Origin of the sequence: Vibrio hepatarius (assembly GCF_001274785.1) — a bacterium.
GTDB classification, from domain to species: domain Bacteria; phylum Pseudomonadota; class Gammaproteobacteria; order Enterobacterales; family Vibrionaceae; genus Vibrio; species Vibrio hepatarius.
This window is the reverse complement of the sequence record NZ_LHPI01000035.1, coordinates 42421-65782: the sequence shown is the minus strand read 5'-3', so window position 1 is coordinate 65782 and position 23362 is coordinate 42421. Positions and strand designations below refer to the sequence as shown.

At 46.9% G+C, this 23362-nt stretch carries 18 protein-coding genes and 5 tRNA genes; 16 read left to right on the top strand and 7 right to left on the bottom strand.

Translation table 11 applies throughout. The features are described from left to right. Positions 1 to 133 precede the first annotated feature (133 nt). The 4 genes from hemB to spfP all read left to right on the top strand — a co-directional run bounded on the left by hemB (position 134) and on the right by spfP (position 5344). Positions 134 to 1180 carry a porphobilinogen synthase gene (hemB, locus tag AKJ31_RS21135; RefSeq protein WP_053411051.1) on the top strand — a complete coding sequence of 349 codons (1047 nt, stop codon included), beginning with the start codon at positions 134 to 136 and terminating at the stop codon, positions 1178 to 1180. 84 nt (positions 1181 to 1264) lie between these two features. Then, entirely contained in the window at positions 1265 to 1708 is a 444-nt protein-coding gene (locus tag AKJ31_RS21130; protein WP_053411006.1) for a GNAT family N-acetyltransferase, read from the top strand. A 605-nt stretch (positions 1709 to 2313) separates the two neighbouring features. After that, entirely contained in the window at positions 2314 to 5103 is a 2790-nt protein-coding gene (gene polA, locus AKJ31_RS21125; protein WP_053411005.1) for a DNA polymerase I, read from the top strand. A 193-nt stretch (positions 5104 to 5296) separates the two neighbouring features. Continuing rightward, positions 5297 to 5344, top strand: a complete 48-nt coding sequence (gene spfP, locus AKJ31_RS23660; protein WP_438356636.1) for a small protein SpfP — start codon at positions 5297 to 5299, stop codon at positions 5342 to 5344. Between the two features lie 478 nt (positions 5345 to 5822). Here spfP and yihA read toward each other — a convergent pair whose 3' ends face one another. Continuing rightward, entirely contained in the window at positions 5823 to 6488 is a 666-nt protein-coding gene (gene yihA / locus AKJ31_RS21120) for a ribosome biogenesis GTP-binding protein YihA/YsxC (protein WP_053411004.1), read from the bottom strand. Positions 6489 to 6636: 148 nt separating this feature from the next. On the opposite strand from yihA, the gene AKJ31_RS21115 reads away from it, so the two are divergent. The 5 genes from AKJ31_RS21115 to hemN all read left to right on the top strand — a co-directional run bounded on the left by AKJ31_RS21115 (position 6637) and on the right by hemN (position 11340). After that, the gene (locus AKJ31_RS21115; protein ID WP_053411003.1) at positions 6637 to 7254 is read left to right on the top strand and encodes a c-type cytochrome; all 618 of its coding nucleotides are present in this window, start codon (positions 6637 to 6639) and stop codon (positions 7252 to 7254) included. Positions 7255 to 8081: 827 nt separating this feature from the next. Then, positions 8082 to 8720, top strand: a complete 639-nt coding sequence (locus AKJ31_RS21105; RefSeq protein WP_053411001.1) for a class I SAM-dependent methyltransferase — start codon at positions 8082 to 8084, stop codon at positions 8718 to 8720. Then, positions 8720 to 9280, top strand: a complete 561-nt coding sequence (gene yihI / locus AKJ31_RS21100; protein ID WP_053411000.1) for a Der GTPase-activating protein YihI — start codon at positions 8720 to 8722, stop codon at positions 9278 to 9280. Before AKJ31_RS21105 ends, yihI begins: the two co-directional genes overlap by 1 nt. 9 nt (positions 9281 to 9289) lie before the next feature. Further along, positions 9290 to 9778 (top strand): DUF2489 domain-containing protein, encoded by a 489-nt coding sequence (locus tag AKJ31_RS21095; protein ID WP_053410999.1) that lies wholly within the window; start codon positions 9290 to 9292, stop codon positions 9776 to 9778. Positions 9779 to 9951: 173 nt separating this feature from the next. Beyond that, entirely contained in the window at positions 9952 to 11340 is a 1389-nt protein-coding gene (hemN, locus tag AKJ31_RS21090; RefSeq protein ID WP_053410998.1) for an oxygen-independent coproporphyrinogen III oxidase, read from the top strand. A gap of 45 nt (positions 11341 to 11385) precedes the next feature. On the opposite strand, the gene ilvY is transcribed toward hemN, so the two are convergent. Continuing rightward, positions 11386 to 12276: an HTH-type transcriptional activator IlvY gene (gene ilvY / locus AKJ31_RS21085; protein ID WP_053410997.1), complete on the bottom strand. Its 891-nt coding sequence runs from the start codon at positions 12274 to 12276 to the stop codon at positions 11386 to 11388. Positions 12277 to 12421: 145 nt separating this feature from the next. Here ilvY and ilvC point away from each other — a divergent pair, with 145 nt between their 5' ends. Next, positions 12422 to 13906: a ketol-acid reductoisomerase gene (gene ilvC / locus AKJ31_RS21080; protein WP_053410996.1), complete on the top strand. Its 1485-nt coding sequence runs from the start codon at positions 12422 to 12424 to the stop codon at positions 13904 to 13906. 441 nt (positions 13907 to 14347) lie between these two features. Here ilvC and ubiK read toward each other — a convergent pair whose 3' ends face one another. The 4 genes from ubiK to AKJ31_RS21060 all read right to left on the bottom strand — a co-directional run bounded on the left by ubiK (position 14348) and on the right by AKJ31_RS21060 (position 19585). Then, positions 14348 to 14599, bottom strand: coding sequence for a ubiquinone biosynthesis accessory factor UbiK (gene ubiK / locus AKJ31_RS21075; protein WP_014230445.1), 252 nt, complete (start codon positions 14597 to 14599; stop codon positions 14348 to 14350). Positions 14600 to 14745: 146 nt separating this feature from the next. Then, positions 14746 to 17868, bottom strand: coding sequence for a multidrug efflux RND transporter permease subunit (locus AKJ31_RS21070; RefSeq protein ID WP_053410995.1), 3123 nt, complete (start codon positions 17866 to 17868; stop codon positions 14746 to 14748). 11 nt (positions 17869 to 17879) lie between these two features. After that, positions 17880 to 18986, bottom strand: coding sequence for an efflux RND transporter periplasmic adaptor subunit (locus tag AKJ31_RS21065; protein WP_053410994.1), 1107 nt, complete (start codon positions 18984 to 18986; stop codon positions 17880 to 17882). A gap of 17 nt (positions 18987 to 19003) precedes the next feature. Then, entirely contained in the window at positions 19004 to 19585 is a 582-nt protein-coding gene (locus AKJ31_RS21060) for a TetR/AcrR family transcriptional regulator (RefSeq protein ID WP_053410993.1), read from the bottom strand. 196 nt (positions 19586 to 19781) lie between these two features. Here AKJ31_RS21060 and rep point away from each other — a divergent pair, with 196 nt between their 5' ends. Continuing rightward, the gene (gene rep / locus AKJ31_RS21055; RefSeq protein WP_053410992.1) at positions 19782 to 21800 is read left to right on the top strand and encodes a DNA helicase Rep; all 2019 of its coding nucleotides are present in this window, start codon (positions 19782 to 19784) and stop codon (positions 21798 to 21800) included. A gap of 57 nt (positions 21801 to 21857) precedes the next feature. On the opposite strand, the gene AKJ31_RS21050 is transcribed toward rep, so the two are convergent. Next, positions 21858 to 22271, bottom strand: a complete 414-nt coding sequence (locus AKJ31_RS21050) for a c-type cytochrome (protein WP_053410991.1) — start codon at positions 22269 to 22271, stop codon at positions 21858 to 21860. 290 nt (positions 22272 to 22561) lie between these two features. Here AKJ31_RS21050 and AKJ31_RS21045 point away from each other — a divergent pair. The 5 genes from AKJ31_RS21045 (at position 22562) to AKJ31_RS21025 (ending at position 23189) form a co-directional block, all read left to right on the top strand. Beyond that, a tRNA-Arg gene (locus AKJ31_RS21045) sits at positions 22562 to 22638 on the top strand. Between the two features lie 32 nt (positions 22639 to 22670). Next, positions 22671 to 22746 (top strand) — tRNA-His (locus AKJ31_RS21040). Between the two features lie 148 nt (positions 22747 to 22894). Next, positions 22895 to 22971, top strand: a tRNA-Pro gene (locus AKJ31_RS21035). A gap of 44 nt (positions 22972 to 23015) precedes the next feature. Beyond that, positions 23016 to 23091, top strand: a tRNA-His gene (locus tag AKJ31_RS21030). Positions 23092 to 23112: 21 nt separating this feature from the next. Further along, positions 23113 to 23189 (top strand) — tRNA-Pro (locus AKJ31_RS21025). Positions 23190 to 23362: the final 173 nt, after the last annotated feature.

The following is a 23362-nucleotide window of genomic DNA, read 5'->3' as shown; positions in this document are numbered from 1 at the left end:
GTATAAGGCAGTGTGAGCCTTTGGTCATTTTTTGCATTTTTCTACTCTGTCACTGGTGTCAAAAGTGTGGAGTGATATTATGCAGCTCATGCAGTTTCACAACTCAGCACTTTCACCACACAAGGAGAACAGAGTGTCAGTTTCGATTCAAGGTCAATTCCCAGGCCGTCGTATGCGTCGTATGCGTAAACATGACTTTAGTCGCCGTCTAATGGCAGAGAACCAGTTGTCGGTAAGCGATCTTATTTACCCAATGTTCATCCTAATGGGTAAAGACCGTCGTGAAACCGTTGAATCTATGCCTGGTATCGAGCGTTTGTCTATCGACTTGATGTTGGAGGAAGCGCAGTACCTTGCTCAGTTGGGCGTACCAGCGATCGCTCTGTTCCCAGTCGTCAACCAAGATGCGAAGAGCTTGTGTGCCGCTGAAGCCTACAACCCAGAAGGTTTGGTGCAACGCGCGGTTCGTTCATTGAAAGAGCACGTACCAGAAATCGGTGTTATCACCGACGTCGCGCTTGACCCATTTACCACTCACGGCCAAGACGGCATCATCAATGAAGATGGCTATGTCCTGAATGATGAGACCACCAAAGTACTGATTAAACAGGCACTGTCTCACGCGGAAGCGGGCGCAGACGTAGTAGCACCATCAGACATGATGGATGGTCGTATCGGCGCAATTCGTGAAGCGCTGGAGCAAGCGGGTCACATCAATACGCAGATTATGGCGTACTCAGCGAAATACGCGTCTTGCTACTACGGACCTTTCCGTGATGCAGTCGGCTCGTCAAGCAACCTCAAAGGCGGCAACAAGAAGAACTACCAGATGGACCCTGCCAACACGGATGAAGCGATTCATGAAGTGGCAATGGACATCAACGAAGGCGCAGACATGGTTATGGTCAAGCCAGGTATGCCATACCTAGACGTGGTTCGTCGTGTGAAGTCTGAACTGAGCGTACCAACGTTCGCTTATCAGGTGTCTGGCGAATACGCGATGCACAAAGCGGCGTTCCAAAATGGTTGGCTGAAAGAGCGCGATACCGTGATGGAGTCGCTATTGTGCTTTAAACGTGCAGGGGCAGACGGCATCTTAACCTACTTTGCGAAAGACGTAGCAGAGTGGCTAGCCGAAGAAAACGCGCAAGCATCGCAGTACCTTAAAGGCGAAAAATAGTGAAGTTTGCGAGCGATAATGGCTCGCAGATTAAGTAAACAAAGGCTGGCAATTGCTGGCCTTTATTGTTTTAGGGAGAACGTCATGAGTGTGGTTTATCGACAAGGTACATTGCAAGAGTGTGTCGAAGCGGTCGAGCAAATCAGCGAGTTTGTCAGCAAAGAAACGGTTGAGTCTTTGTCAGAGCGGTTAGACGGCAAGCGCCATCTGATTCTTGTCGCGCAGGAAGGACAACATATTCTTGGCTTTAAAATTGGTTATGAACTGGATGGTGAGACTTTCTATAGTTGGTTTGGTGGCGTGACACCTCGAGCAAGAAACAAAGGCGTTGCCCAAGCACTTTTGGATCAACAAGAGCATTGGGTACGCGGACAAGGCTACTGTCAGCTTAAAGTGAAGTCTCGCAATCAATTTCCAGCGATGCTGAGATTGCTGTTGAGAAATGGCTATATGATTGAAAAATTTGAAGAAAAAGAGAATTTGATTGAATCTCGCCTTCATTTTGTAAAGTCACTAATCGTGTCATAAAAAATAAATGAGATTTTTTCTCATTTAGTGCTTGCAGTAATAAATGAGAATGGTTATTATTTATCTCGTCTTAGGGAATGAGAGAAGTTCACAAGGACGTTGAGTTACCAGATTCAAATTGGAGACGGTGATGACACTGAATTTAAACGAACTTGCACGAGTTCTTTTTGACACGACATTGCTCACATTGCTTCCAGTGTAATTTATAGCTTTCTGGCAAAGCCGACACTCATTTGAACAAGCTTTGACCTGTTTTTGCTAGGCGACATCGAAAGATGTCGCTTTTTTTATGCCCCAAGATCAGCGCTGAATAAAAGGACACCAATAGTCTTTTCCACAATCGAAGATCGTTAATGGATCGATCTTTGTATGATAGATCTGTGTTTTATCTGTTTAATAACAATGGGTTAAAGTGTTTTGTTTGTTGTTGGGACTCATGTTTGTAGGCAGTGGATAAATAATATAAACAGAGTTATCCACAGATGAGTTCTAAGTGTGGGTAAACAATCGACAAATGTGTGAGTTGGATTCATTGAGTTAAAATGGATTCACTCTCGCAGTCATGGCATCCTAGGCAGATCTTTATTTTAGGATGCTAAAAGACTATGGCTCGTATTCCAGACAATCCATTGATTTTGATTGATGGCTCTTCTTATCTATACCGTGCATTTCACGCTTACCCAGGCACCATGAGCAATGGTGATATCCCAACTAACGCCGTTTACGGTGTGGTAAACATGCTGCGTAGCATGATGCGTCAGTTCAACAGCGAACGTATCGCGGTTGTCTTTGACGCAAAAGGGAAAACATTCCGTGATGAGATGTACGCAGAATACAAAGCCAACCGTCCACCAATGCCAGACGACCTGCGTTGTCAAATTGAACCACTATACGACGTGATCCGTGCGATGGGATTACCGCTGATTTGTGTCCCGGGCGTTGAAGCCGATGACGTAATCGGTACGCTCGCGCATCAAGCGTCAAAGCAGGGCATGCCAGTACTTATTAGTACCGGTGATAAAGATATGGCGCAGTTGGTGGATGACAACATTACCTTGATCAACACCATGACGAACGTGGTGATGGATCGCGAAGGTGTGATTGAAAAATTTGGTATCCCACCTGAATTGATCATCGATTACCTCGCGCTGATGGGTGATAAAGTCGATAACATCCCTGGTGTACCAGGCGTAGGTGATAAAACCGCAACGGCATTACTTCAAGGTATCGGCGGTTTAGATAAGCTGTATGAAAACCTTGATGACATCGCTCCGCTTGGTTTCCGTGGTTCTAAAACCATGGCGAAGAAGCTGGTGGACAACAAAGACAACGCGATGCTGTCTTATGAATTGGCGACGATCAAACTCGATGTTGAACTCGACGAAACGCCAGACTCGCTGATCAAGACCACGCCAAATAAAGATGAGCTTATTAAGCTTTACGGCCAACTGGTATTCAAATCATGGCTGAATGAACTGCTCGACGGCGGCACTGGGGTAGTAGAAGCGGTAGAGAAATCAGGCGCAAGCGCGTCTTCTTCTAACCTTGCCCCTGAACTGGAAACACCAGCGGTTACCATCGACCGCAGTCAATACGAAACGATTCTAGACGAAGAAACGTTCAACGCTTGGCTTGAAAAGCTAAAAGCGGCAGAGGTGTTTGCGTTTGATACGGAGACCGACAGTCTCGACTACATGGTCGCAAATCTCGTTGGTTTGTCGTTCGCGACTGAAGAAGGGGTGGCGGCTTATGTGCCTGTTGCCCACGATTACTTAGACGCGCCAAAACAACTCGACCGCGATTGGGTACTGGCGCAGCTAAAACCAATTTTAGAAGACGACAACCAGGCGAAAGTCGGCCAGAACCTTAAGTACGATGCCAGCGTGTTAGCGCGCTACGATATCGAGCTGAAAGGGATTAAATACGACACTATGTTGGCGTCTTACGTCTACAACAGTGTCGGCGGCAAGCACGATATGGATAGCTTGGCGCTGCGTTTCCTTCAGCACAGTTGCATCTCGTTTGAACAAATTGCGGGTAAAGGCAAAAAGCAGCTGACTTTCAACCAAATCGAGTTAGAGCAAGCATCACCGTATGCAGCGGAAGATGCAGATGTAACTCTGCGTCTACACAACCGCTTGATTGCCAACATCGAAAGCGATGACAAGCTCAAAGCGATTTACGAACAAATTGAAGTCCCACTGGTGCCTGTGTTATCGCGTATCGAACGCACTGGTGTTCTGATTGATGACATGAAGCTCTCTGCGCAATCACAAGAAATTGCCCAGCGTTTGGATGAGCTAGAACAGAAAGCGTATGAAGTGGCAGAGCAGGAGTTCAATATGAACTCGCCGAAGCAGCTACAAGCGATCTTGTTCGAGAAAATGGGATTACCAGTTGTTAAGAAAACCCCTTCAGGCACGCCATCGACGAATGAAGAGGTACTGCAAGAGCTAGCGCTGGATTACCCACTACCAAAACTGATCTTGGAATACCGTGGTCTGGCGAAACTGAAGTCGACTTATACTGATAAGCTGCCGAAGATGATTAACCCTGAAACGGGCCGAGTGCATACTTCTTATCATCAGGCGGTGACTGCGACGGGTCGCCTATCTTCAACCGATCCAAACTTGCAGAACATTCCAATCCGCAATGAAGAAGGTCGTCGCATCCGTCAGGCGTTTATCGCGCCGCACGGTTATAAGATCATGGCGGTCGACTACTCGCAGATTGAGCTACGCATTATGGCGCACTTATCGGGTGACAAAGCGTTACTTGAGGCTTTCCAGCAGGGTAAAGATATCCACGCGGCAACCGCGGCGGAGATCATTGGCGTCAACATCGAAGACGTGACCAGTGAGCAACGTCGCCGAGCGAAAGCGGTGAACTTCGGTCTTATCTACGGTATGAGTGCGTTTGGTCTGGCAAAACAGCTCGCTATTCCACGTGGTGAAGCGCAGCAGTACATGGACACTTACTTTGAGCGTTACCCTGGCGTGATGCAGTACATGGAAGACACGCGTAGTGCGGCGTCAGAGCAAGGCTATGTTGAGACGATTTTTGGTCGTCGTTTGCACTTGCCGGAAATTAAGTCTCGTAATGGTATGCGTCGTAAAGCGGCAGAACGCGCGGCGATTAACGCACCGATGCAAGGTACTGCGGCGGACATTATCAAGAAGGCAATGCTACTCGTCGACGAATGGATTCAAAAAGAAGGTGATGGTCGTGTGAAACTATTGATGCAAGTGCACGATGAATTGGTCTTTGAAGTTCAAGAGTCGTCTTTAGCCGAAATTGAAAGTAAAGTACAAGAATTGATGGAATCTGCAGCACAGCTTGAAGTGCCTCTAGTGGCAGAAGCGGGTCATGGTGACAACTGGGATCAAGCGCACTAGACACTATTTGAGCAGTTTTGACTGATTTGTATGAGCTGGCGCACAAACGCCAGCTTTTTTTTATCTCTAAATAAGATCTCAGATGTCTTGGTGAAATGTAGTTTAATAAAACCTTAATGAAAAAAAACTACAAAAAGAGTTTTCATTTCTGACCAATTGTTGTACATTAAACGGCGTAGGGTACAGAGGTAAGATGTTCTATCTTTCAGACCTTTTGTTTCACGTTATTGGATTAGGCTGATTCAGCCGCCCCAGTCAGCTTTTGACTGGGGCGTTTTTTATTGGGGCAAAGAAAACTTTTACCGCCCGACTAACATCGATTATTTCCCTATCTTGGTGTTATTTCCTCTCGCCACGCATTACGCCACTTCCCTTGTTCTTGTTTGTAACTAAGCAAAATTTTGTAATAAAACTCCATTCACACTTTTGTTATTTCAATTCGAAAACCAATGCATAAATCCTGCAATTTGACTTATGAACTTATAGGTTATCTTTTTACTTATCAGTGTCTTATGTTGGTGTTGTTAATGATGGTGGGAACATTTATGGGATGGGAAAAGGGGATTGCATATCGCATCAGTTTCGACAATCCTTAGCACACAATAATTATTACTACTATTTCTCTCCCGTTTCCCCGCCAGGATGGTGGGGATTTTTGTATCTGCGGTATATAAAAAAGCCCCACTCGGTGAGTGAGGCTACTTAGATAGTCCAGAGCGTTATTCTTGCTCGTCGCTTTGCTGTTCTTCTTCAACAATCTCTTCGACCACTGACTCTGTAAGCGCAGGTGCGAACCACTCGTCAAGTTTGCTACGAAGTACGTCGACACCGATGCCTTTCAGGGAAGAGAACGCCGCCACGCTGACATCACCGCCAAAACCTTTCGCGTCTTGTTTGATTTTCAGCACTTGTGCTTTACGCGCGCCGCTTTTCAGCTTGTCTGCTTTAGTCAGCAACACTTGCACTGGGATGCCGCTATCTACCGCCCAGTAGATAAGTTGTTGGTCGAGGTCTTTCATTGGATGACGGATATCCATTAAAACCACGAGTCCTTTCAAACATTGGCGTTTTTGTAGATACTCGCCGAGAGACTTTTGCCACTTTTTCTTCATTTCAAGTGGGACCTGCGCGAAACCGTACCCTGGCAAATCGACGATGTGGCAGCCGTCGGTGACCTTAAATAAGTTGATTAGCTGAGTTCGACCTGGGGTCTTACTGGTTTTTGCTAAACTTTTCTGGTTCGTCAAGCGGTTAAGAGAGCTCGACTTACCGGCGTTGGAACGTCCTGCGAACGCAACTTCGATACCTTCATCTTCAGGCATGTGACGAATGTCAGGTGCGCTGGTGATGAAATGGGTGTTTTGATAATGAATTTTTACGCTCACTGTTAACTCCATCTCGACTTTGTGTAGTCGATTGATTACTTTTTTGTGAAATTGTGTAAAATAACCGTGCTCGGCATAAGGTCGCCTATTGTACCATGAGTGTTAACGCAGAGTGGTACTGGAAGCTTGATAATTATAATGGAATGTCATGAAGAAATTAGCGCTAATCTTGAGTCTTTTAGCCAGCTGCTCTGTGTGGGCCCAAGGCAGCATTGAAGCTGGTAAAGCAAAATCCCAAACTTGTGTTGCCTGCCATGGTGCTGATGGCAACAGTCAACTCGCAATGTACCCTAAACTTGCAGGTCAGCATGCTAAATATATTGAGAAGCAGCTGAAAGACCTGAAACTGGGTATGACTAGCAACGGTAAGCAAGGTCGTTACGACCCTGTAATGAGTGGTATGGCAATGCCACTGTCTGAGCAAGATATGCAAGATCTTGCTGCTTACTACGCTTCACTACCAATTTCTCCTAATACAACACCTGAAAACGTTGTAGAGAAAGGTAAATCTCTATACACCGCTGGTGATGCTGAGCGTGGCCTAACGGCTTGTATCGCTTGTCATGGTCCACGTGGTAACGGTACAGAGCTGTCAGGTTTCCCTAAAATCTCTGGTCAGCACGCCGATTACATCAAAGCTCAGCTAGAAAAATTCCGCGATGAAAAACGTGGTAACGACATGAACGCTATGATGCGTGATGTGGCTAAAAAGCTGACAGATGACGATATCGCTGTACTTTCGAAATACGTTGGTGGCCTACACTAAGCCCTACTTATTCGTTCGAGCACAAGTTGTAATGAAAAAGCCCAGAGTTCTCTCTGGGCTTTTTCATTTGATCGCTGTCACTGTGCAAGTACGCCGCTCATTTCTTTTCTCGCCATCCACTTTGTGAGAGATCGGCTATTCGTGGTACTGAAATTGGTCGCAGCGATTCATTAAGTTATTGAAAAATATATCAGCTAAAATTTGACCTAAAAAAAGTGCCGAATATTTATTCGCGATGATTGCTTGGAAATATAATCGCAGTAAAGTGTCTACATCGGCAGGGGTGCTGATAAGGGAAATAAGACTAGGATGGTCTTAAAGGGATGCAGGCAAGGGATGCTTGTGAAATAAGTAAGGAAAGGGGTAAGCAGGACGCTTACTCGATAGGGATGGTCGACTTGTCTAACGGTTTAGACATTGTAAGGGAACAGGCTCAGGATTAGCCCCAATACAGGAAGTAACACGGAAAGCCAAAATTCACTAGGATGGTGAAAAACGACACCTTTTTGCAGGGAAAGCGCGAAAAACAAAAGGATATTTGGTGCACTATACTCGGTGCAACACAGTTTGGCCTTCGGGCATTTAGAAAGCGATGGGGACTTCCTATCGCTTTTTTTATTTCTCTTAATCCGCCTCTGGATATACTCTTCATTCTCACCGCTAAAAGTCAGTTAACTAAAGTCTTAAGCACGGGTTTACTTATCTCGTGGCTCTGATTCCTGCATGATTCGGGAATATTTCCTTGGATCGATGATTATTTGTACAATAGTACTCCACTCTCCGGCCAGTTTCTGGTATGTTTCGCATCCCTGTTTGAGGATGTAACAATGCACCACTGCCCACTTTGTCAAAGCTTGGATACTCAACATTACTTTGAAGATAAGCGTCGTGCGTATCTTCAGTGCTTGCAGTGTGAGCTAGTATTCGTCAGTCCAGACCAAAGACTGGATGCGACGGAGGAAAAAGCGCACTACGACATGCACGAAAATGATCCAAATGACGAGGGCTATCGACGCTTTTTATCGCGGGTGGCTGACCCCATATTAGAGCGTATTGAACCTGCATCTCACGGGATAGATTTCGGTTGTGGTCCGGGACCAACGTTATCCATAATGTTGGAAGAGCAGGGTCACACAATGAGTTTGTACGATATCTACTATCATCCTGATAAGAAGGTGTTAGAAAGAGAGTACGACTTTATGACGTCCACAGAGGTTATCGAGCATCTTTATGATCCTGATAGCGTGTGGCAACAATGGTTAAATTTGGTTAAGCCAGGTGGCTGGATTGGTCTGATGACCAAACTGGTTATCAATGTCGAAGCGTTTGCCAATTGGCACTACAAGAATGACCCGACGCACGTGGTGTTCTTTAGCCGAAACACGTTTCAGTACTTGGCGGAGCGGGATCAGCTCGAGCTTGAATTTATTGGTAATGATGTAATTTTACTGAGGAAGCCCCAGTAATGAGCCGTAGTAAGAAAGCAAGATCAGGCGGTAACGGCGACGTAGTCGTTGTTCGTAACCGTACACAGTCAGACGTTGAAGGACGTCTGCGTAAAAGAGAGAAAAAGCGTAAAGGTCTAAAGACAGGTACGCGTAACTCAGAAGAAAAAGCGCAGAAGCAGCGCAGTGCTGCTCAAAAGCTAGACCCGCGTTTAGGTAGCAAGAAGAAAATTCCTCTCGTGGTTGAAGCTGCGAAGAAGCCAAACAAGGCTGAGCGCCGCGTAAACGCGGAGAAAGAGCTAGAGATGCTAGAGAACGACGCGCAACTAAACGTATTGCTTGACCGTCTAGACAACGGTGAAAGCTTAGGTGCTGGTCTACAAAAATATGTCGACGAGAAGCTTGAGCGCATCGAAGTTCTGATGAAGCAGTTAGGTCTTTACGAAGAGCCTGCGGAAGAAGAGTTTGAAGAAGAAGTCGTTGTAGAGCCAACCGTGAAAAAAGCGAGCAAAAAAGCCGCGACGGATGATGACCTACTATCGCAATTTGAAGACTTGGATCTGAACCAATTTAAAGGATAAGAGCCCGTTATGAACGTAACCGTGTTAGCCATTGCTGGTGGAATCATTATTCTCGGCTTAGCGTCTTATGCAGGTTACCTTCTGCTCCAGCTGAAAAAGCAAAAGGAGTTGCAAGAGCAGCATAAGCAATTAGCGATCGAAAAACGCAACGCGAACATCTTCGAGAGCGTTCATGTGTTGTGTCTCGCGGGCATTCAAGGTCAATGTGACTTATCAGAGATCAGCATTCGTCTATATAACATCATGGATTATGTCCAAGGTGACGACCGAGTGGATTTCGATAAAGAGTACCCAGCGACAGCTGAACTGTTTCATATCGTAAAAGACATGGCGCGCGGCGAAGACCGTCAGCAGCTAGTGAAAAAAGAACGCATGAAGCAGACTCTGGAGCGTCAAAAGGCAGAATCTCGCCTGCAAGACGCGATCATTGAAGAGCTTACGCAGCTACAAAAAAAGGTTCAGCCTTTAAATAATCAGATCAACATTCAAATGATCTAGCGAAACCCCGATTACTTCCTATGATCAGTAAGTGATCGGGTTATCAATTCCGAGCATTGTTACTCAAAAAGCGAACTGTCTGGCAACGAGCGCCATTTTGCTGTGGCAAAATACGCGGCGATACGTAAGGCTTAGCCGCCAGACAATTATTACAGCCCAAATGGAAAAGCATCATGTCGCAGCAAGTTGTCGCCAGTCAGCAAATAGTGTGGGACCAAGCAGTTCTCGATAAATACAACTACTCAGGCCCTCGTTATACCTCGTACCCAACCGCGTTGGAGTTTCACGAGGCGTTTACTATTGCCGATTACGATATGGCGTGCACGGAATACCCAGAGAGACCACTGTCTCTGTATATCCACATTCCATTCTGCCACAAGCTTTGCTACTACTGCGGCTGTAATAAAGTCATCACTCGTCATTCGCACAAGGCGGATGAGTACTTAGATGTATTGGAACTTGAGATCCGTACGCGCGCAGCGCTGTTGCACGGTCGTAAAGTGACACAATTACATTTTGGCGGTGGCACACCTACTTTTCTGAGTAAGCAGCAAATTAGCCGTTTGATGGCGATTTTGCGCGGTGAATTCGCTTTTGAACCGGATTCTGAAATCAGTATTGAAGTTGACCCGCGTGAAATCGAGCTGGATATGCTCGACCATTTGCGCAGCGAAGGCTTTAATCGCCTCAGTATCGGTGTGCAGGACTTCAACAAAGAAGTGCAGAAGCTGGTCAACCGTGAGCAAGACGAAGAGTTCATTTTCGCTATGGTTGCGCGTGCTAAGCAGCTCGGTTTCCGCTCGACAAACCTCGATTTGATTTACGGTCTGCCTAAGCAAACCAAAGAGTCGTTCGCCAAGACGTTAAGCCAAGTGCTGGAAATGCAGCCAGGTCGTTTGTCGGTGTTTAACTACGCCCACATGCCACAACTCTTCGCTGCCCAGCGCAAAATCAAAGATGAAGATTTGCCTCAAGCGGAAGAGAAAATGGCGATCCTGCAAGACACCATCAGCACGCTGACTGGCGCAGGTTATCAGTTTATCGGTATGGACCACTTTGCTATGCCGGACGATGAGTTGGCAGTGGCGCAGCGTAATGGCGTTTTACACCGCAACTTCCAGGGTTACACCACACAAGGTGAGTGTGACTTGGTTGGCTTTGGCGTCTCGGCGATTTCTATGATCGGTAACGCGTACGCGCAAAACCAGAAAGAGCTGAAGAAGTACTATGCACAGGTTGGTGAACAGCGCCACGCTTTATGGAAAGGTGTTGCACTTGATAGTGATGACTTACTTCGTCGCGAAGTTATCAAACAATTGATCTGTAACTTTAAGCTGGATAAAACCGCGATTGAAGCTGGTTTTAACGTCGAATTTAACCACTACTTCAAAGAAGATTTAGGCTTGCTACAAACCTTTATCGACGACCAGTTGGTCGAAGTGGATGAAAATGAAATCCGCGTGACGCTGCGTGGTCGACTGCTGATCCGCAACATCTGTATGTGTTTTGACAAATACCTTCGTGCCAAAGCGCGTCAGCAACAGTTCTCTCGCGTCATTTAACCGAACGCCAAATTGAAAAAGCCACCGATAAGGTGGCTTTTTGCGTTAAGGGGCAATGTAAGTCGATTGGGCAACTTGCCACAGCGCTTTGACGAGTGGGTTATCGAGCTGAGCACGTTTGCAGCAAACCCCAAGCTTAAACGGGCGAATCGACGCGACTTTAAGGCGTTGTATTTTCTCTTTGACCGGACTGTTGTTGATCACCACATCCGGCGCGATACCCACCCCGCAACCGAGCGCCACCATACTGACAATCGCTTCGTGCCCAGACACTTGGGCGTAAATATTCGGTTTAATCTTCATTTTCTTAAACCAAGTATTCGCACGTTCTCGCGCGGTGCCAGATTCCGGGACGATAAACGGAATATTTGACCAATCCGGCTTTTCTTTTTGCAGCTCTTCGACAAAGTTACTGACGCCAACGGGCGCGATCACTGACAGTGGAATTTCACTGATGGTTTCGAATTCGATGCGTGAAGGCAGTTGCTCGGGCAGGGCAGAGATTGCTACGTCCACATCGTCGGCCAACACTCGCTCAATCGCGGTTGCTGGATCGCCAGTCTGTAGTTTGAATTCGATAAATGGATGCTGAATGCGGAATTCGGTCAACAACTCGGGTAAATGGCTATAACTCGCGGTGACCGAACAGAACAGGCGAATTTCCCCTTTCAGCTCCTCTTCTATTCCTTTGAGTTGCGCGTTGTAGCTCTGCCATTCACCCAGGATACGCAATGCCACTGGCAACAGCTTCTTTGCTGCGGGAGTCAGTTCGACGCTGCGATTATCGCGAACAAACAAACCTTGCCCAGTCTCGGCTTCCAGCTTCTGGATTTGGCGGCTCAGCGCCGACGGGCTGATGTGCATTGCTGAGGCCGTTTTGGCAAAGCTCTTACTATCACACAGGTGAATAAATACCTGCAGACTTTTAATGTTCATGAAAGCGTCATTTCCTTGTTGCACTTTTTGCAATAACTAATTGTGAATATATCACTTTAAGCAACCTGATGTCTGTTTTAGTATCAGTTCATTCGATAGAGAAATATCGACCAGATGGAAAAATTCTTATAAGGAGAGCCCTGCTATGGCTAACTATTTCAATACCTTAAACCTACGTGAGCAACTAGACCAATTAGGTCGTTGTCGTTTTATGGACCGCAGCGAATTCGCAACAGAAGCCGATTACCTAAAAGGTAAGAAAGTGGTTATCGTAGGTTGTGGCGCGCAAGGTCTTAACCAAGGTTTAAACATGCGTGACTCTGGTCTTGATGTGGCATACGCACTTCGCCAAGCAGCGATCGACGAGCAGCGTCAATCTTACAAGAACGCAAAAGAAAACGGTTTTGAAGTAGGCAGCTACGAGACACTCATCCCTCAAGCAGACCTAGTGGTTAACCTAACTCCGGACAAACAGCACACCAACGTAGTAGAAACTGTCATGCCGCTAATGAAAGAAGGCGCGGCTCTAGGTTACTCTCACGGCTTCAACGTGGTTGAAGAAGGTATGCAAATCCGTAAAGACCTAACAGTAGTCATGGTTGCACCTAAGTGTCCGGGTACCGAAGTACGTGAAGAGTACAAACGTGGTTTCGGTGTACCAACGCTAATCGCAGTTCACCCAGAAAACGATCCTAAAGGTGAAGGTTGGGATATCGCGAAAGCATGGGCAGCAGCAACAGGTGGCCACCGTGCAGGTTGTCTAGAGTCTTCATTTGTAGCAGAAGTTAAATCTGACCTTATGGGCGAGCAAACTATCCTATGTGGCATGCTGCAAGCGGGTTCTATCGTATGTTACGAGAAGATGGTTGCAGAAGGCATCGACCCAGGTTACGCAGGTAAGCTACTTCAGTACGGTTGGGAAACAGTGACAGAAGCACTGAAATTTGGTGGCATCACGCACATGATGGATCGCCTATCAAACCCAGCGAAAGTGAAAGCATTTGAGCTTTCTGAAGAGCTGAAAGAACTGATGCGTCCGCTTTACAACAAGCACATGGATGACATCATCGAAGGCGAATTCTCTAGCACTATGATGGCTGACTGGGCAAACGACGACGTGAACCTACTAGGCTGGCGTGAAGAAACAGGCCAAACGGCGTTTGAAAACTACCCAGCGTCTGACGTAGAAATCCCAGAGCAAGAGTACTTTGACAACGGTATCCTAATGATCGCGATGGTGCGTGCAGGTGTTGAGCTAGCGTTCGAAGCAATGACAGCGTCAGGCATCATTGATGAGTCAGCGTACTACGAATCACTACACGAGCTACCGCTAATCGCAAACACTATCGCTCGTAAGCGTCTATACGAGATGAACGTAGTAATCTCTGATACAGCAGAATACGGTAACTACCTATTCGCTAACGTAGCAACACCACTATTACGCGAGAAGTTCATGCCGAAAGTAGGCACTGACGTTATCGGTAAAGGCCTAGGCGAAACGTCTAACCAAGTAGATAACGCGCGTCTAATCGAAGTGAACGATGCTATCCGTAACCACCCAGTTGAGTACATCGGTGAAGAGTTGCGTGGGTATATGACGGATATGAAGCGCATCGCGGTAGGCGGCTAATTTTCTTCGCTGTAGAGCTTAATCTCTTTGTCGGAAATACTCATTTGCTAGCGCAAACTCCGTGTTTCCTCCGCGACCTTAAGCTTTACAGCATTGAAAACGTAAAATGAACTCCAGGCAGACTGGAGTGATAAATACAAAATAATACCAATCACAGTAAGTAAATGGTCAGAAATAGCGTAGGAAAAATGCTTGAGAACAAGGCAAGATTTTTCGGTAAGTAGTTATTCTACAATCAAAAATTTTAACGCAGTTATCGAGTATTTTAACAAGCTAGAATGAGCAGTTATTTACTACGATTGGTATAAACACAACATCTAATTAAAAGGCTTGGTCTCCGTTGACCAAGCCTTTTTGTTTTTAGTGTGTTTGGCTTTAGAAGAGAAATAAAAAAGGCTGTCACCTAAGTGTCAGCCTTTTGAGTCTTGTCGAAGTTGATGCTTACTTGTCGGCTAGCTTCGCTTCAAGTTCTGCCAGTTTTGCTTCCATTTCAGTTAGCTTTTGGCGAGTGCGCAGTAGCACTTGTGTTTGTACGTCAAACTCTTCGCGGCTTACCACGTCCAGCTTGTTTAGCTGGCCTTGGATGACTTGGCGAACTTTTTGGTCGACGTCTGCACCCAGCTCTTTTACAGGTGCTGGCATAGAGTCGTGAATTTGTTTAGCGATTTGCTCTAGTTTCTTTGGGTCAAACATGGTGACTAAAACTCCTGTCTCTTTGGCTACATTCTATGTAATTGATACGGGAAAGTCGCTAGTTAGATAGCAAAAAATCGAGCCAGGCACGCCTGACGCCAGGCAATAAAAAAGGCCACCGAAGTGGCCTTTTGCGTTTTTAACTCTTAGTGATTGTCAGCGAGTTCGCGTTGAGCGGCTTTTGCCTCATCAACGCGTGCCAACTTTTCCAGGTCTTTGTCCTCGACAAAAACAGGCAGTGGCTTGTGCTTCTCAGCTAAGTAGCTGTAGATCACTGGTAGTACGAATAGGGTAAACAGAGTACCAATCGCTAGACCAGCAACGATTACGATACCGATACTAAAGCGCTGAGCCGCACCTGCACCTGTCGCATACATCAGTGGGACAAGACCCGCGATCATCGCTGCTGTTGTCATTAGGATAGGGCGCAGACGAACTTTCGCCGCTTCCATTACCGCTTCTGTCTTACCAAGTTTGTTGTGCAGTTGCTCTTCTTTCGCCACTTCACAGATCAAGATACCGTGCTTGGTAATCAGACCGACTAGAGTGATCAGACCAACCTGTGAGTAGATGTTCATCGACGCGGCACCCCACGCCAGAGCGATTAACGCACCACATACTGCCAGTGGAACCGACACCATGATCACGATTGGGTCTTTCAGAGATTCAAACTGAATCGCCAGAACCAAGAAGATGATCGCCAATGCTAGACCAAACGTTGCGTACAGTGCGCTACCTTCGGTAACAAACTGACGCGCTTCACCCATGTAGTCATGGTTGTAGCCGCTTGGCAGTTTCGTTTCAGCGATGTTCTCGAACCAGTTAATCGCATCACCCATTGCCGTGCCCGGTGCTGGTACCGCACCGATAGTTGCTGAGTTCAGCTGGTTGAAGTGAGGCAATGAGCGTGGCTCAGCAATCACGTCAATCTTAACTAGGTTGCTCAGTGGAACCGCGTTGCCGTCTGCAGCACGCACGTAGTAGTTGTTCATCGACTCAGGGTTTAGACGCCATTTACGCTCTACCTGAGGGATAACTTCGTACGAACGGCCATTCAGGTCGATACGGTTAACGTAGCCATCCGCCATCATCGTACCCAGCGTCACACCGATGTCTTGCATCGTAACGCCGTATGCACCCGCTTTGTCTTTGTCGATGTTGATTTTCATCGTCGCCGAGTCGTAGTTCAGGTCTAGGTCTGAGTATACGAACATCGGGTTAGACTTCACTTCGGTCAATACGTCCGTTGCGATAGCAAATAAGCTTTCAAACGCGTTTGGCGTAGTGAGAACAAACTGAATTGGCAGACCACTACCTGCACCTGGTAGTTCAGGCATTTGGAACGCCGTTACCGCCATTCCCGGTACGTCTGCAACCAATCCACCCACACGACCTGTTACGTCTGCTTGGCTTGCTTCACGCTCACTCCAAGGAACCATCGAAGCGATACCGAATGCTTGGTTTGAGTTAGGCACACCTGAGAACACCTGAGCGAATTGCACTTCTGGTTGCTCAGAAAGGATGCGGTTTACGTCACCCATAGTGTTCTGGATAAAGTCTAAGTTTGTGTTTGATGGCGCTGTACCCATCAGTACCACTACACCTTTATCTTCAGACGGAGCCAGTTCGCTCGGGATGAATTTGAACAGCATTGGTAGGCTGGCAAATACAATCAAAGCAAAACCGATAACCACTGGGCGATGTTGCATTACTGCACCCAGCATCTTCTCGTAACGACCCGTCATGCGGTCTAACACGCTATGCACTTTTTGCTCAAACTTGCTCGGCTCTTGGTGAGCTTTCAGCATTTTTGAACACATCATTGGTGATAGGGTCAGCGCGACGATACCCGATACGAATACCGCACCTGCTAGGGTTAACGCGAACTCTTTAAATAGCGAGCCAGTGATACCACCCATCAGCGCGATCGGCGCGTATACCGCACCCAGCGTCAGTGTCATCGCGATAACCGGTACCGCAATTTCACGTGTACCAATGATCGCCGCACGGAACGGAGATTCTCCGAGTTTGATGTGTCGGTCGACGTTCTCCAGTACAACGATCGCATCGTCCACCACCAGACCGATTGCCAGTACCATCGCCAGTAGCGTCATTAGGTTCCAAGAGAAGCCCATTGACTGCATCACCATCGCTACACCAATCAAAGAGAGTGGGATAGTGACGATCGGGATGATTACCGCGCGGAATGAACCGAGGAACAGTGTGATTACTACTAGTACGATGATCGCCGCTTCAACGATAGTTTTGATTACTTCGCTAATCGATTCGTTGATCGCAATGGTTGAGTCGTACAGCACGTCCATTTTGATCGTGCTTGGCAGGTTGCGTTCTAGTTGTGGCAACAAGTCTAGGACATCTGCGGCGATGTTGATCGGGTTAGCACTCGGCGCTGCGTTGATTGCTGCTACCACCGCTTCCTGACCATTCGCACTTGCACGGTACAAGTCGTGGCTCTTCTCTAGCGTCACTTTTGCAATGTCGCTTAGACGAGTCACGTTACCGTCATCAGTGCTGACAACTAGGTTCTTCAGCTCATCAACGTTTGATACCTGCGTATCGGCGCTGCCGTTGTAAAGTACGAACTCACCGATAGCCTGACCCGTTGCAGACTGGTAGTTGTTGGCACTTAGTACGCCCATTACGTCTGTCGCGGTCAGGTTAAACGCTGCCATTTTCGCTGGGTCTAGCCATACGCGTAGTGCGTATTTCATACCACCATACAGGTCAACTTTCGACACACCGTTAACGGTAAACAACTGCGGGTTGATTACGCGTTCTAGGTAGTCGGTGATCTGACTTGAAGACAGCTCGTCACTGGTGAAACCAATGTACAGTACCGCGGTTGTCGAACCGGTCGACATGGTTACTGTCGGGTCTTCCGCTTCTTTAGGAAGCTGAGAGCGAACCGAGTTGGTTTTAGCCAGTACGTCTGACAGTGCCGCGTTCGGGTCAGTGTTCAACTTCATTTTTACCGTGATAGTTGAGCTACCGAGTACCGATTGAGACGTCATGTAGTCGATATTGTCTGCCTGCGCGACGGCTTGCTCCAATGGCTGAGTAATAAAGCCTTGGATAAGGTCGGCACTGGCGCCGTAGTAACTGGTTGAAACCGTTACTTCCGTATTCGTCATTTCAGGGTATTCACGGACCTGCATTTTGAAGATTGCTTGTAGACCAAGCAACGCGATCAAAAAGCTGATCGATACCGCTAAAACTGGACGTTTAATAAAAACATCAGTAAAGCGCATGAAGCCTCCGGTTACAGCATTGGTGTTTCAGCTGGTGGAGTAGTTGCATTGCTTTCTACTACACGAACTTTGGCGTGGTTACTTAAACGAACTTGGCCCGACGTTACAACCACATCACCAGGCTTAACGCCTTCAAGGATGTGTGCGATGTCTTTAGTACGTTCACCCACTTTAACCACTTGCTGTGTTACACGCTTTTCACCATCTTCTTCAGATACGATGTAAATGTTGTCACCGTATAGCGTGAAGGTAATGGCGGTTTGTGGAAGAGTGACTTGGTTTTCAAGTTTTGGCAGGATGATGTTCGCACGTGCAAACATACCGCTACGAAGTTTACCGTCGCTGTTCGGGATATCTGCTTGAACTTGAATCAAACCACTTTGAACATTAACCGCAGGTTCGATTGCTGTGATTGAGCCTTTGAACGCCATCTCTGGGTAAGCATCAACAAAAATGTCGACTTCTTGATCCATATGGATACGAGAGATATCGGTTTGCGGCACGGTGAAACGTAGACGCATCACGCTAGTATCTTCAAGGCGTACAATGTCTGTACCCGCTTGTAGGTACTGACCTAGGTAAACGTTACGGATACCAACCACACCTGAGAATGGTGCTTTGATTTCACGACGGTCAATCGCTGCTTTCAAGCTCTCGATATCTGCGCGAAGAGAGAAGTAGTTCGCTTCTGCTTCATCGTAAGATTCTTTAGAGATAGAGCCTTTTTTGTACAGGCCTTGGTAACGCTTGTACTTCGCTTCTGCTGCAGGCAGTTTTGCTTGCGCGCTCTTTAGGTTAGCTTTTTCGACTGCTGAGTCCAGAAGCACTAAGTCTTGACCTTCTTTCACTTGAGTCCCTGACTCGAATGCGATCTTGTCAATCACGCCACTGGTTTCGTTAGCAACAGTGACACCTTGGTTTGGCTCGATAAAACCAATCGCCTCAATCACAGGCACCCAGTCCACCGCTTTAACTTCAGTGACGGTAACTGGGAACTCAGCTTCTGGACGATTCGCCATATACTCGGCAATCTTCTGTTGTTTGAAAAGATTGAAACCTATCACGCTGCCGAACAGCAGTATCGCGATAAGTAACATAAAGAAGGTCCACTTTTTCATTCTGGTCAGAACTCCAATTAGTGTTGAATGATTGCGTCCCAACTGGCTTCAATCGCAGCTTCTATGGCTGCTTCGTCCAGTTGATAAAATCCCATGGCATGGCTTCGAGCGAGCGCAACGGTCGCTTCGAAACTTAGCCCGGAAAGAATTCGGTTATCGAGTGGTTTAAACACCCCTTGCTCTTTGCCTTGAGTAAATAGTCTCTCTACTTGGTCAAACATTTTCCGCTCGAGTTCCAGCGTTGTTCTATTGTTTGCACATGGCAGAGATTCATATTGAACGCGATTGTGCAAGGTGTCTACATTTGAACCAGCTAAACGCCAAATGTTGAGCCACATTTTCCGGTAACGCGCTTTTAAAGGCATATCGTCGCTCACGCCTGCTTGAACTGCTGTCGCAATGCGCTTCGCTACGTTCAATCTCACTTCGTCTAACAAGTGGTCTTTATCTGTGAAATAACGATAGATGGTTCCCGTTGCAACATCGGCTTCGTTGGCCAGTTTTTGCATCGAAAAACCTTGAAGTCCCAGTTCTGCGATAAGCCTTTCGGCGGCACAGAGTATCTGCTCTTTCTTATCTAAAGCTGGATTAATAGACATAGTTACACTCTAAGTGAATGAACGTTCATTCATTATAGACTGAAAGCTGCACAGGTGTGCAATAAAAATTTTGGCTATTTTAAAATTTCTTGGAAAGAAGACTAAAGCGCGCGGATGACAGGAGAATGATAAACGTGGTAATCGCCCCAACTCGCCATTATTATAAGCGCCACCCTTTTTTTGCTTAGAGACACGTATGAAGCTGAACCCAAGACAAGATGAAGCCGTTAAGTATGTATCGGGACCTTGCCTCGTATTGGCCGGTGCTGGTTCAGGTAAAACACGTGTTATCACCAATAAAATTGCGTATTTGGTTCAGCAGTGTGGCTACAAAGCACGCAATATCGCCGCGGTGACGTTTACCAACAAAGCTGCGCGAGAAATGAAAGAGCGTGTGGGTCAGACGCTTGGCAAAAATGAATCCAAAGGTTTGATGGTGTCGACGTTTCATACCCTCGGCCTCAATATCATCAAACGCGAGTACAAAGCGCTGGGATTAAAAGCGGGTTTTTCACTGTTTGATGACCAAGACCAGATGGCGCTGCTGAAAGAGCTGACAGAAAAGCAGCTCGACGGTGATAAAGACCTACTCAAGCAACTGTTGAGTACGATCTCTAACTGGAAAAACGACATGCTGTCGCCAGAGCAAGCCAAAGCCGCGGCAAAAGGTGAACAGCAACAGTTATTTGCTTTCTGCTTTGAGATGTACCAAAAGCAGATGAAAGCGTACAACGCGCTCGATTTTGACGATCTAATCCTGATGCCAGTACTGCTCCTGCGTAATAATGAGGAAGTGCGTCAACGTTGGCAAAATCGCATCCGCTACTTGCTGGTGGATGAGTACCAAGATACCAACACCAGTCAATACGAGCTGGTAAAGCTAATTGTGGGTGAACGTGGGCGTTTGACCGTAGTAGGTGACGACGACCAATCCATCTACTCATGGCGTGGCGCGAAACCCCAGAACTTGGTGCTGCTAGGTGAGGACTACCCAAATCTACGGCTAATTAAGCTTGAGCAGAATTATCGCTCGACCAGCCGAATTTTGCGTGCGGCGAACATCCTGATCGCCAACAACCCACACGTGTATGAGAAATCACTGTTCTCAGAAATTCCGGATGGGGAAAAGCTCAAAGTATTGATGGCGAAAAATGAAGACCATGAAGCGGAGCGCGTGACTGGTGAATTGATCGCCCATAAGTTCCTTAACCGTACCGACTATAAAGACTACGCGATTTTGTATCGTGGTAACCATCAGTCGCGTTTGATTGAAAAGTCGCTGATGCAAAACCGAGTGCCTTATAAGCTCTCTGGCGGCACGTCCTTTTTTGCTCGCGCTGAAATCAAAGACATCATGGCTTATTTACGTGTGTTGGTGAACCCAGACGACGACAATGCCTTCTTACGTATTGTGAATACGCCGCGCCGTGAGATTGGTCCGGTAACGTTAGAAAAACTGGGTAGTTATGCCAATATGCGTAGCAAAAGTCTGTTTGAAGCCAGCTTTGAAATGGGGCTTGAGCAACACCTGACAGGCCGCGGATTGGAAAACTTACGACGTTTCACCTCTTGGTTGGTGAAGATTGCAGACCAAGCAGAACGTGGTGATACGGTTGAAGCGGTACGTTCATTAGTACGCGACATTAACTATGAAGATTGGTTATACGAAACGTCGCCGAGCCCGAAAGCGGCTGAGATGCGAATGAAGAACGTCTCTGACCTTTACTCTTGGATTGTCTCTGACCTAGAAGGGGACAATTACGACCAAGAAGAAAAGACGCTTAAAGAAGTAGTTCAAAGACTGACGCTACGAGACATGATGGAACGTGGTGAAGAAGATGACGACAGCGACGCGGTCCAGTTGATGACGTTGCACGCATCAAAAGGTTTGGAATTTCCTTACGTCTATTTGATCGGTTCTGAAGAAGGGATCTTGCCGCACCAAACCAGTATCGATGAAGATAATGTCGAAGAAGAGCGACGCCTAATGTACGTGGGTATCACTCGTGCCCAGCGAGAGCTGACGTTCACTATGTGTAGAGAGCGCCGTCAGTTTGGCGAATTGATTAAGCCAACTCAAAGTCGTTTTCTTGATGAGCTGCCTTTTGACGATGTTGAATGGGAAGTGAAGAAAAAGCCGCAGAGCCAAGAAGAGCGGATGGCAAAAGGGCAGGCGCACATCGCAAACCTTCGCGCGATGTTCAACAAAAAATAAAAAAAAAGGGCTTGGTGATGTTACCAAGCCCTTCTTGTAATCTGTATTATTCTGCGGTTACAGACCAGCGATCATGTGCTCAATAGCGGCAACGATTTCATCGTCTGAACAATCCATACATGAACCACGCGCTGGCATCGCGTTGAAGCCGTTGATAGCGTGGTCTTTTAGTACGTCTTTACCTTGTGCAATACGAGGACCCCAGTCGTCAGCGTTACCAGTTTTAGGCGCGCCACTTACACCAGATGCGTGACAAGCAATACAGAAAGTACCGTATACTGTCGCACCATCGCGTGGGCCTGTTGGTTCAGCTGCAACTGGCTCAGAACCTGCTAGGTATACATCACCGACAGGTTGAATACGTTTTGCAATCGCGTCATGTTCTTCTTGGCTAATATTGGCTGCAAAAGAAGCGCTAGAAAAAGTAATTGCAGCGACCAAAGCGGTTAAGATTTTTCGAGACATATCCATTAAACTCACTTTACATTCCTGAAGGTAAGTTCGTGCTTACCTTTTATTAGAGTGTGGCGTTGATGAAACAGGCGACTTCCTGTTAAATCAATGTAAATAATGGGTGATTATATCCTGATAACTTGTTGCAATAAACAGCAAGATACCCCCTTCATATCAGTTATCTAATGGGAAATAGGGGTTTATCACACTTTAATTGCCCAAAAAGGCGCCAAACGATAAAAAAAGTTGAAAAAGTACTAGACGACCTAGTGTGATATACGTATTATTCCACTCCGCCGATAGGGCATGCGCCCGTAGCTCAGTTGGATAGAGCGTTGGCCTCCGGAGCCAAAGGTCGAAGGTTCGAATCCTTTCGGGCGTACCATTCCCCGGAGGATAAGTCGGTAAAACTCAGTGGTGGCTATAGCTCAGTTGGTAGAGCCCCGGATTGTGATTCCGGTTGTCGCGAGTTCAAGTCTCGTTAGCCACCCCATTCTTTTGGTAGCTTTGCTTCCAATCTTGATGAAAATCGAGATAAAACATAAGTCGGTGAATACTACGTTTGGTAGAGCATCGAGGTCTTGGAATCGCGGGACCAGAGGGTTACTCTCAGGTAAAGCTAGTAAAAGACTAAATATCGTCGGTGAATAGCGCAGTTTGGTAGCGCATCTGGTTTGGGACCAGAGGGTCGGGGGTTCGAATCCCTCTTCACCGACCACTATTTCGTTTCTCGCTCAAAGCGGTAAACAACAAAATTTGATGGTGGCTATAGCTCAGTTGGTAGAGCCCCGGATTGTGATTCCGGTTGTCGCGAGTTCAAGTCTCGTTAGCCACCCCATTCTTTATTAAAGAATATGCTCGGTGAATAGCGCAGTTTGGTAGCGCATCTGGTTTGGGACCAGAGGGTCGGGGGTTCGAATCCCTCTTCACCGACCACTATTAAAGCCTCAGTCGAAAGACTGGGGCTTTTTTACATTCTGAGTTTATCAATTTAACTCTTTTAGGGTCGGGGGTTCGCCTGATATTCAAGATCTGGCTCTTCACCGACCACTATTAAAGCCTCAGTCGAAAGACTGGGGCTTTTTTATATTCTGCATTTATAGATTTAA

Bases quoted from the DNA above. Each gene is read 5' to 3' on its own strand.
- AKJ31_RS21130 (WP_053411006.1), top strand. From the start codon at position 1,265: ATGAGTGTGGTTTATCGACAAGGTACATTGCAAGAGTGTGTCGAAGCG.
- polA (WP_053411005.1), top strand. From the start codon at position 2,314: ATGGCTCGTATTCCAGACAATCCATTGATTTTGATTGATGGCTCTTCT.
- AKJ31_RS21115 (WP_053411003.1), top strand. From the start codon at position 6,637: ATGAAGAAATTAGCGCTAATCTTGAGTCTTTTAGCCAGCTGCTCTGTG.
- AKJ31_RS21105 (WP_053411001.1), top strand. From the start codon at position 8,082: ATGCACCACTGCCCACTTTGTCAAAGCTTGGATACTCAACATTACTTT.
- yihI (WP_053411000.1), top strand. From the start codon at position 8,720: ATGAGCCGTAGTAAGAAAGCAAGATCAGGCGGTAACGGCGACGTAGTC.
- AKJ31_RS21095 (WP_053410999.1), top strand. From the start codon at position 9,290: ATGAACGTAACCGTGTTAGCCATTGCTGGTGGAATCATTATTCTCGGC.
- hemN (WP_053410998.1), top strand. From the start codon at position 9,952: ATGTCGCAGCAAGTTGTCGCCAGTCAGCAAATAGTGTGGGACCAAGCA.
- ilvY (WP_053410997.1), bottom strand. From the start codon at position 12,276: ATGAACATTAAAAGTCTGCAGGTATTTATTCACCTGTGTGATAGTAAG.
- ilvC (WP_053410996.1), top strand. From the start codon at position 12,422: ATGGCTAACTATTTCAATACCTTAAACCTACGTGAGCAACTAGACCAA.
- ubiK (WP_014230445.1), bottom strand. From the start codon at position 14,599: ATGTTTGACCCAAAGAAACTAGAGCAAATCGCTAAACAAATTCACGAC.
- AKJ31_RS21070 (WP_053410995.1), bottom strand. From the start codon at position 17,868: ATGCGCTTTACTGATGTTTTTATTAAACGTCCAGTTTTAGCGGTATCG.
- AKJ31_RS21065 (WP_053410994.1), bottom strand. From the start codon at position 18,986: ATGAAAAAGTGGACCTTCTTTATGTTACTTATCGCGATACTGCTGTTC.
- AKJ31_RS21060 (WP_053410993.1), bottom strand. From the start codon at position 19,585: ATGTCTATTAATCCAGCTTTAGATAAGAAAGAGCAGATACTCTGTGCC.
- rep (WP_053410992.1), top strand. From the start codon at position 19,782: ATGAAGCTGAACCCAAGACAAGATGAAGCCGTTAAGTATGTATCGGGA.
- AKJ31_RS21050 (WP_053410991.1), bottom strand. From the start codon at position 22,271: ATGGATATGTCTCGAAAAATCTTAACCGCTTTGGTCGCTGCAATTACT.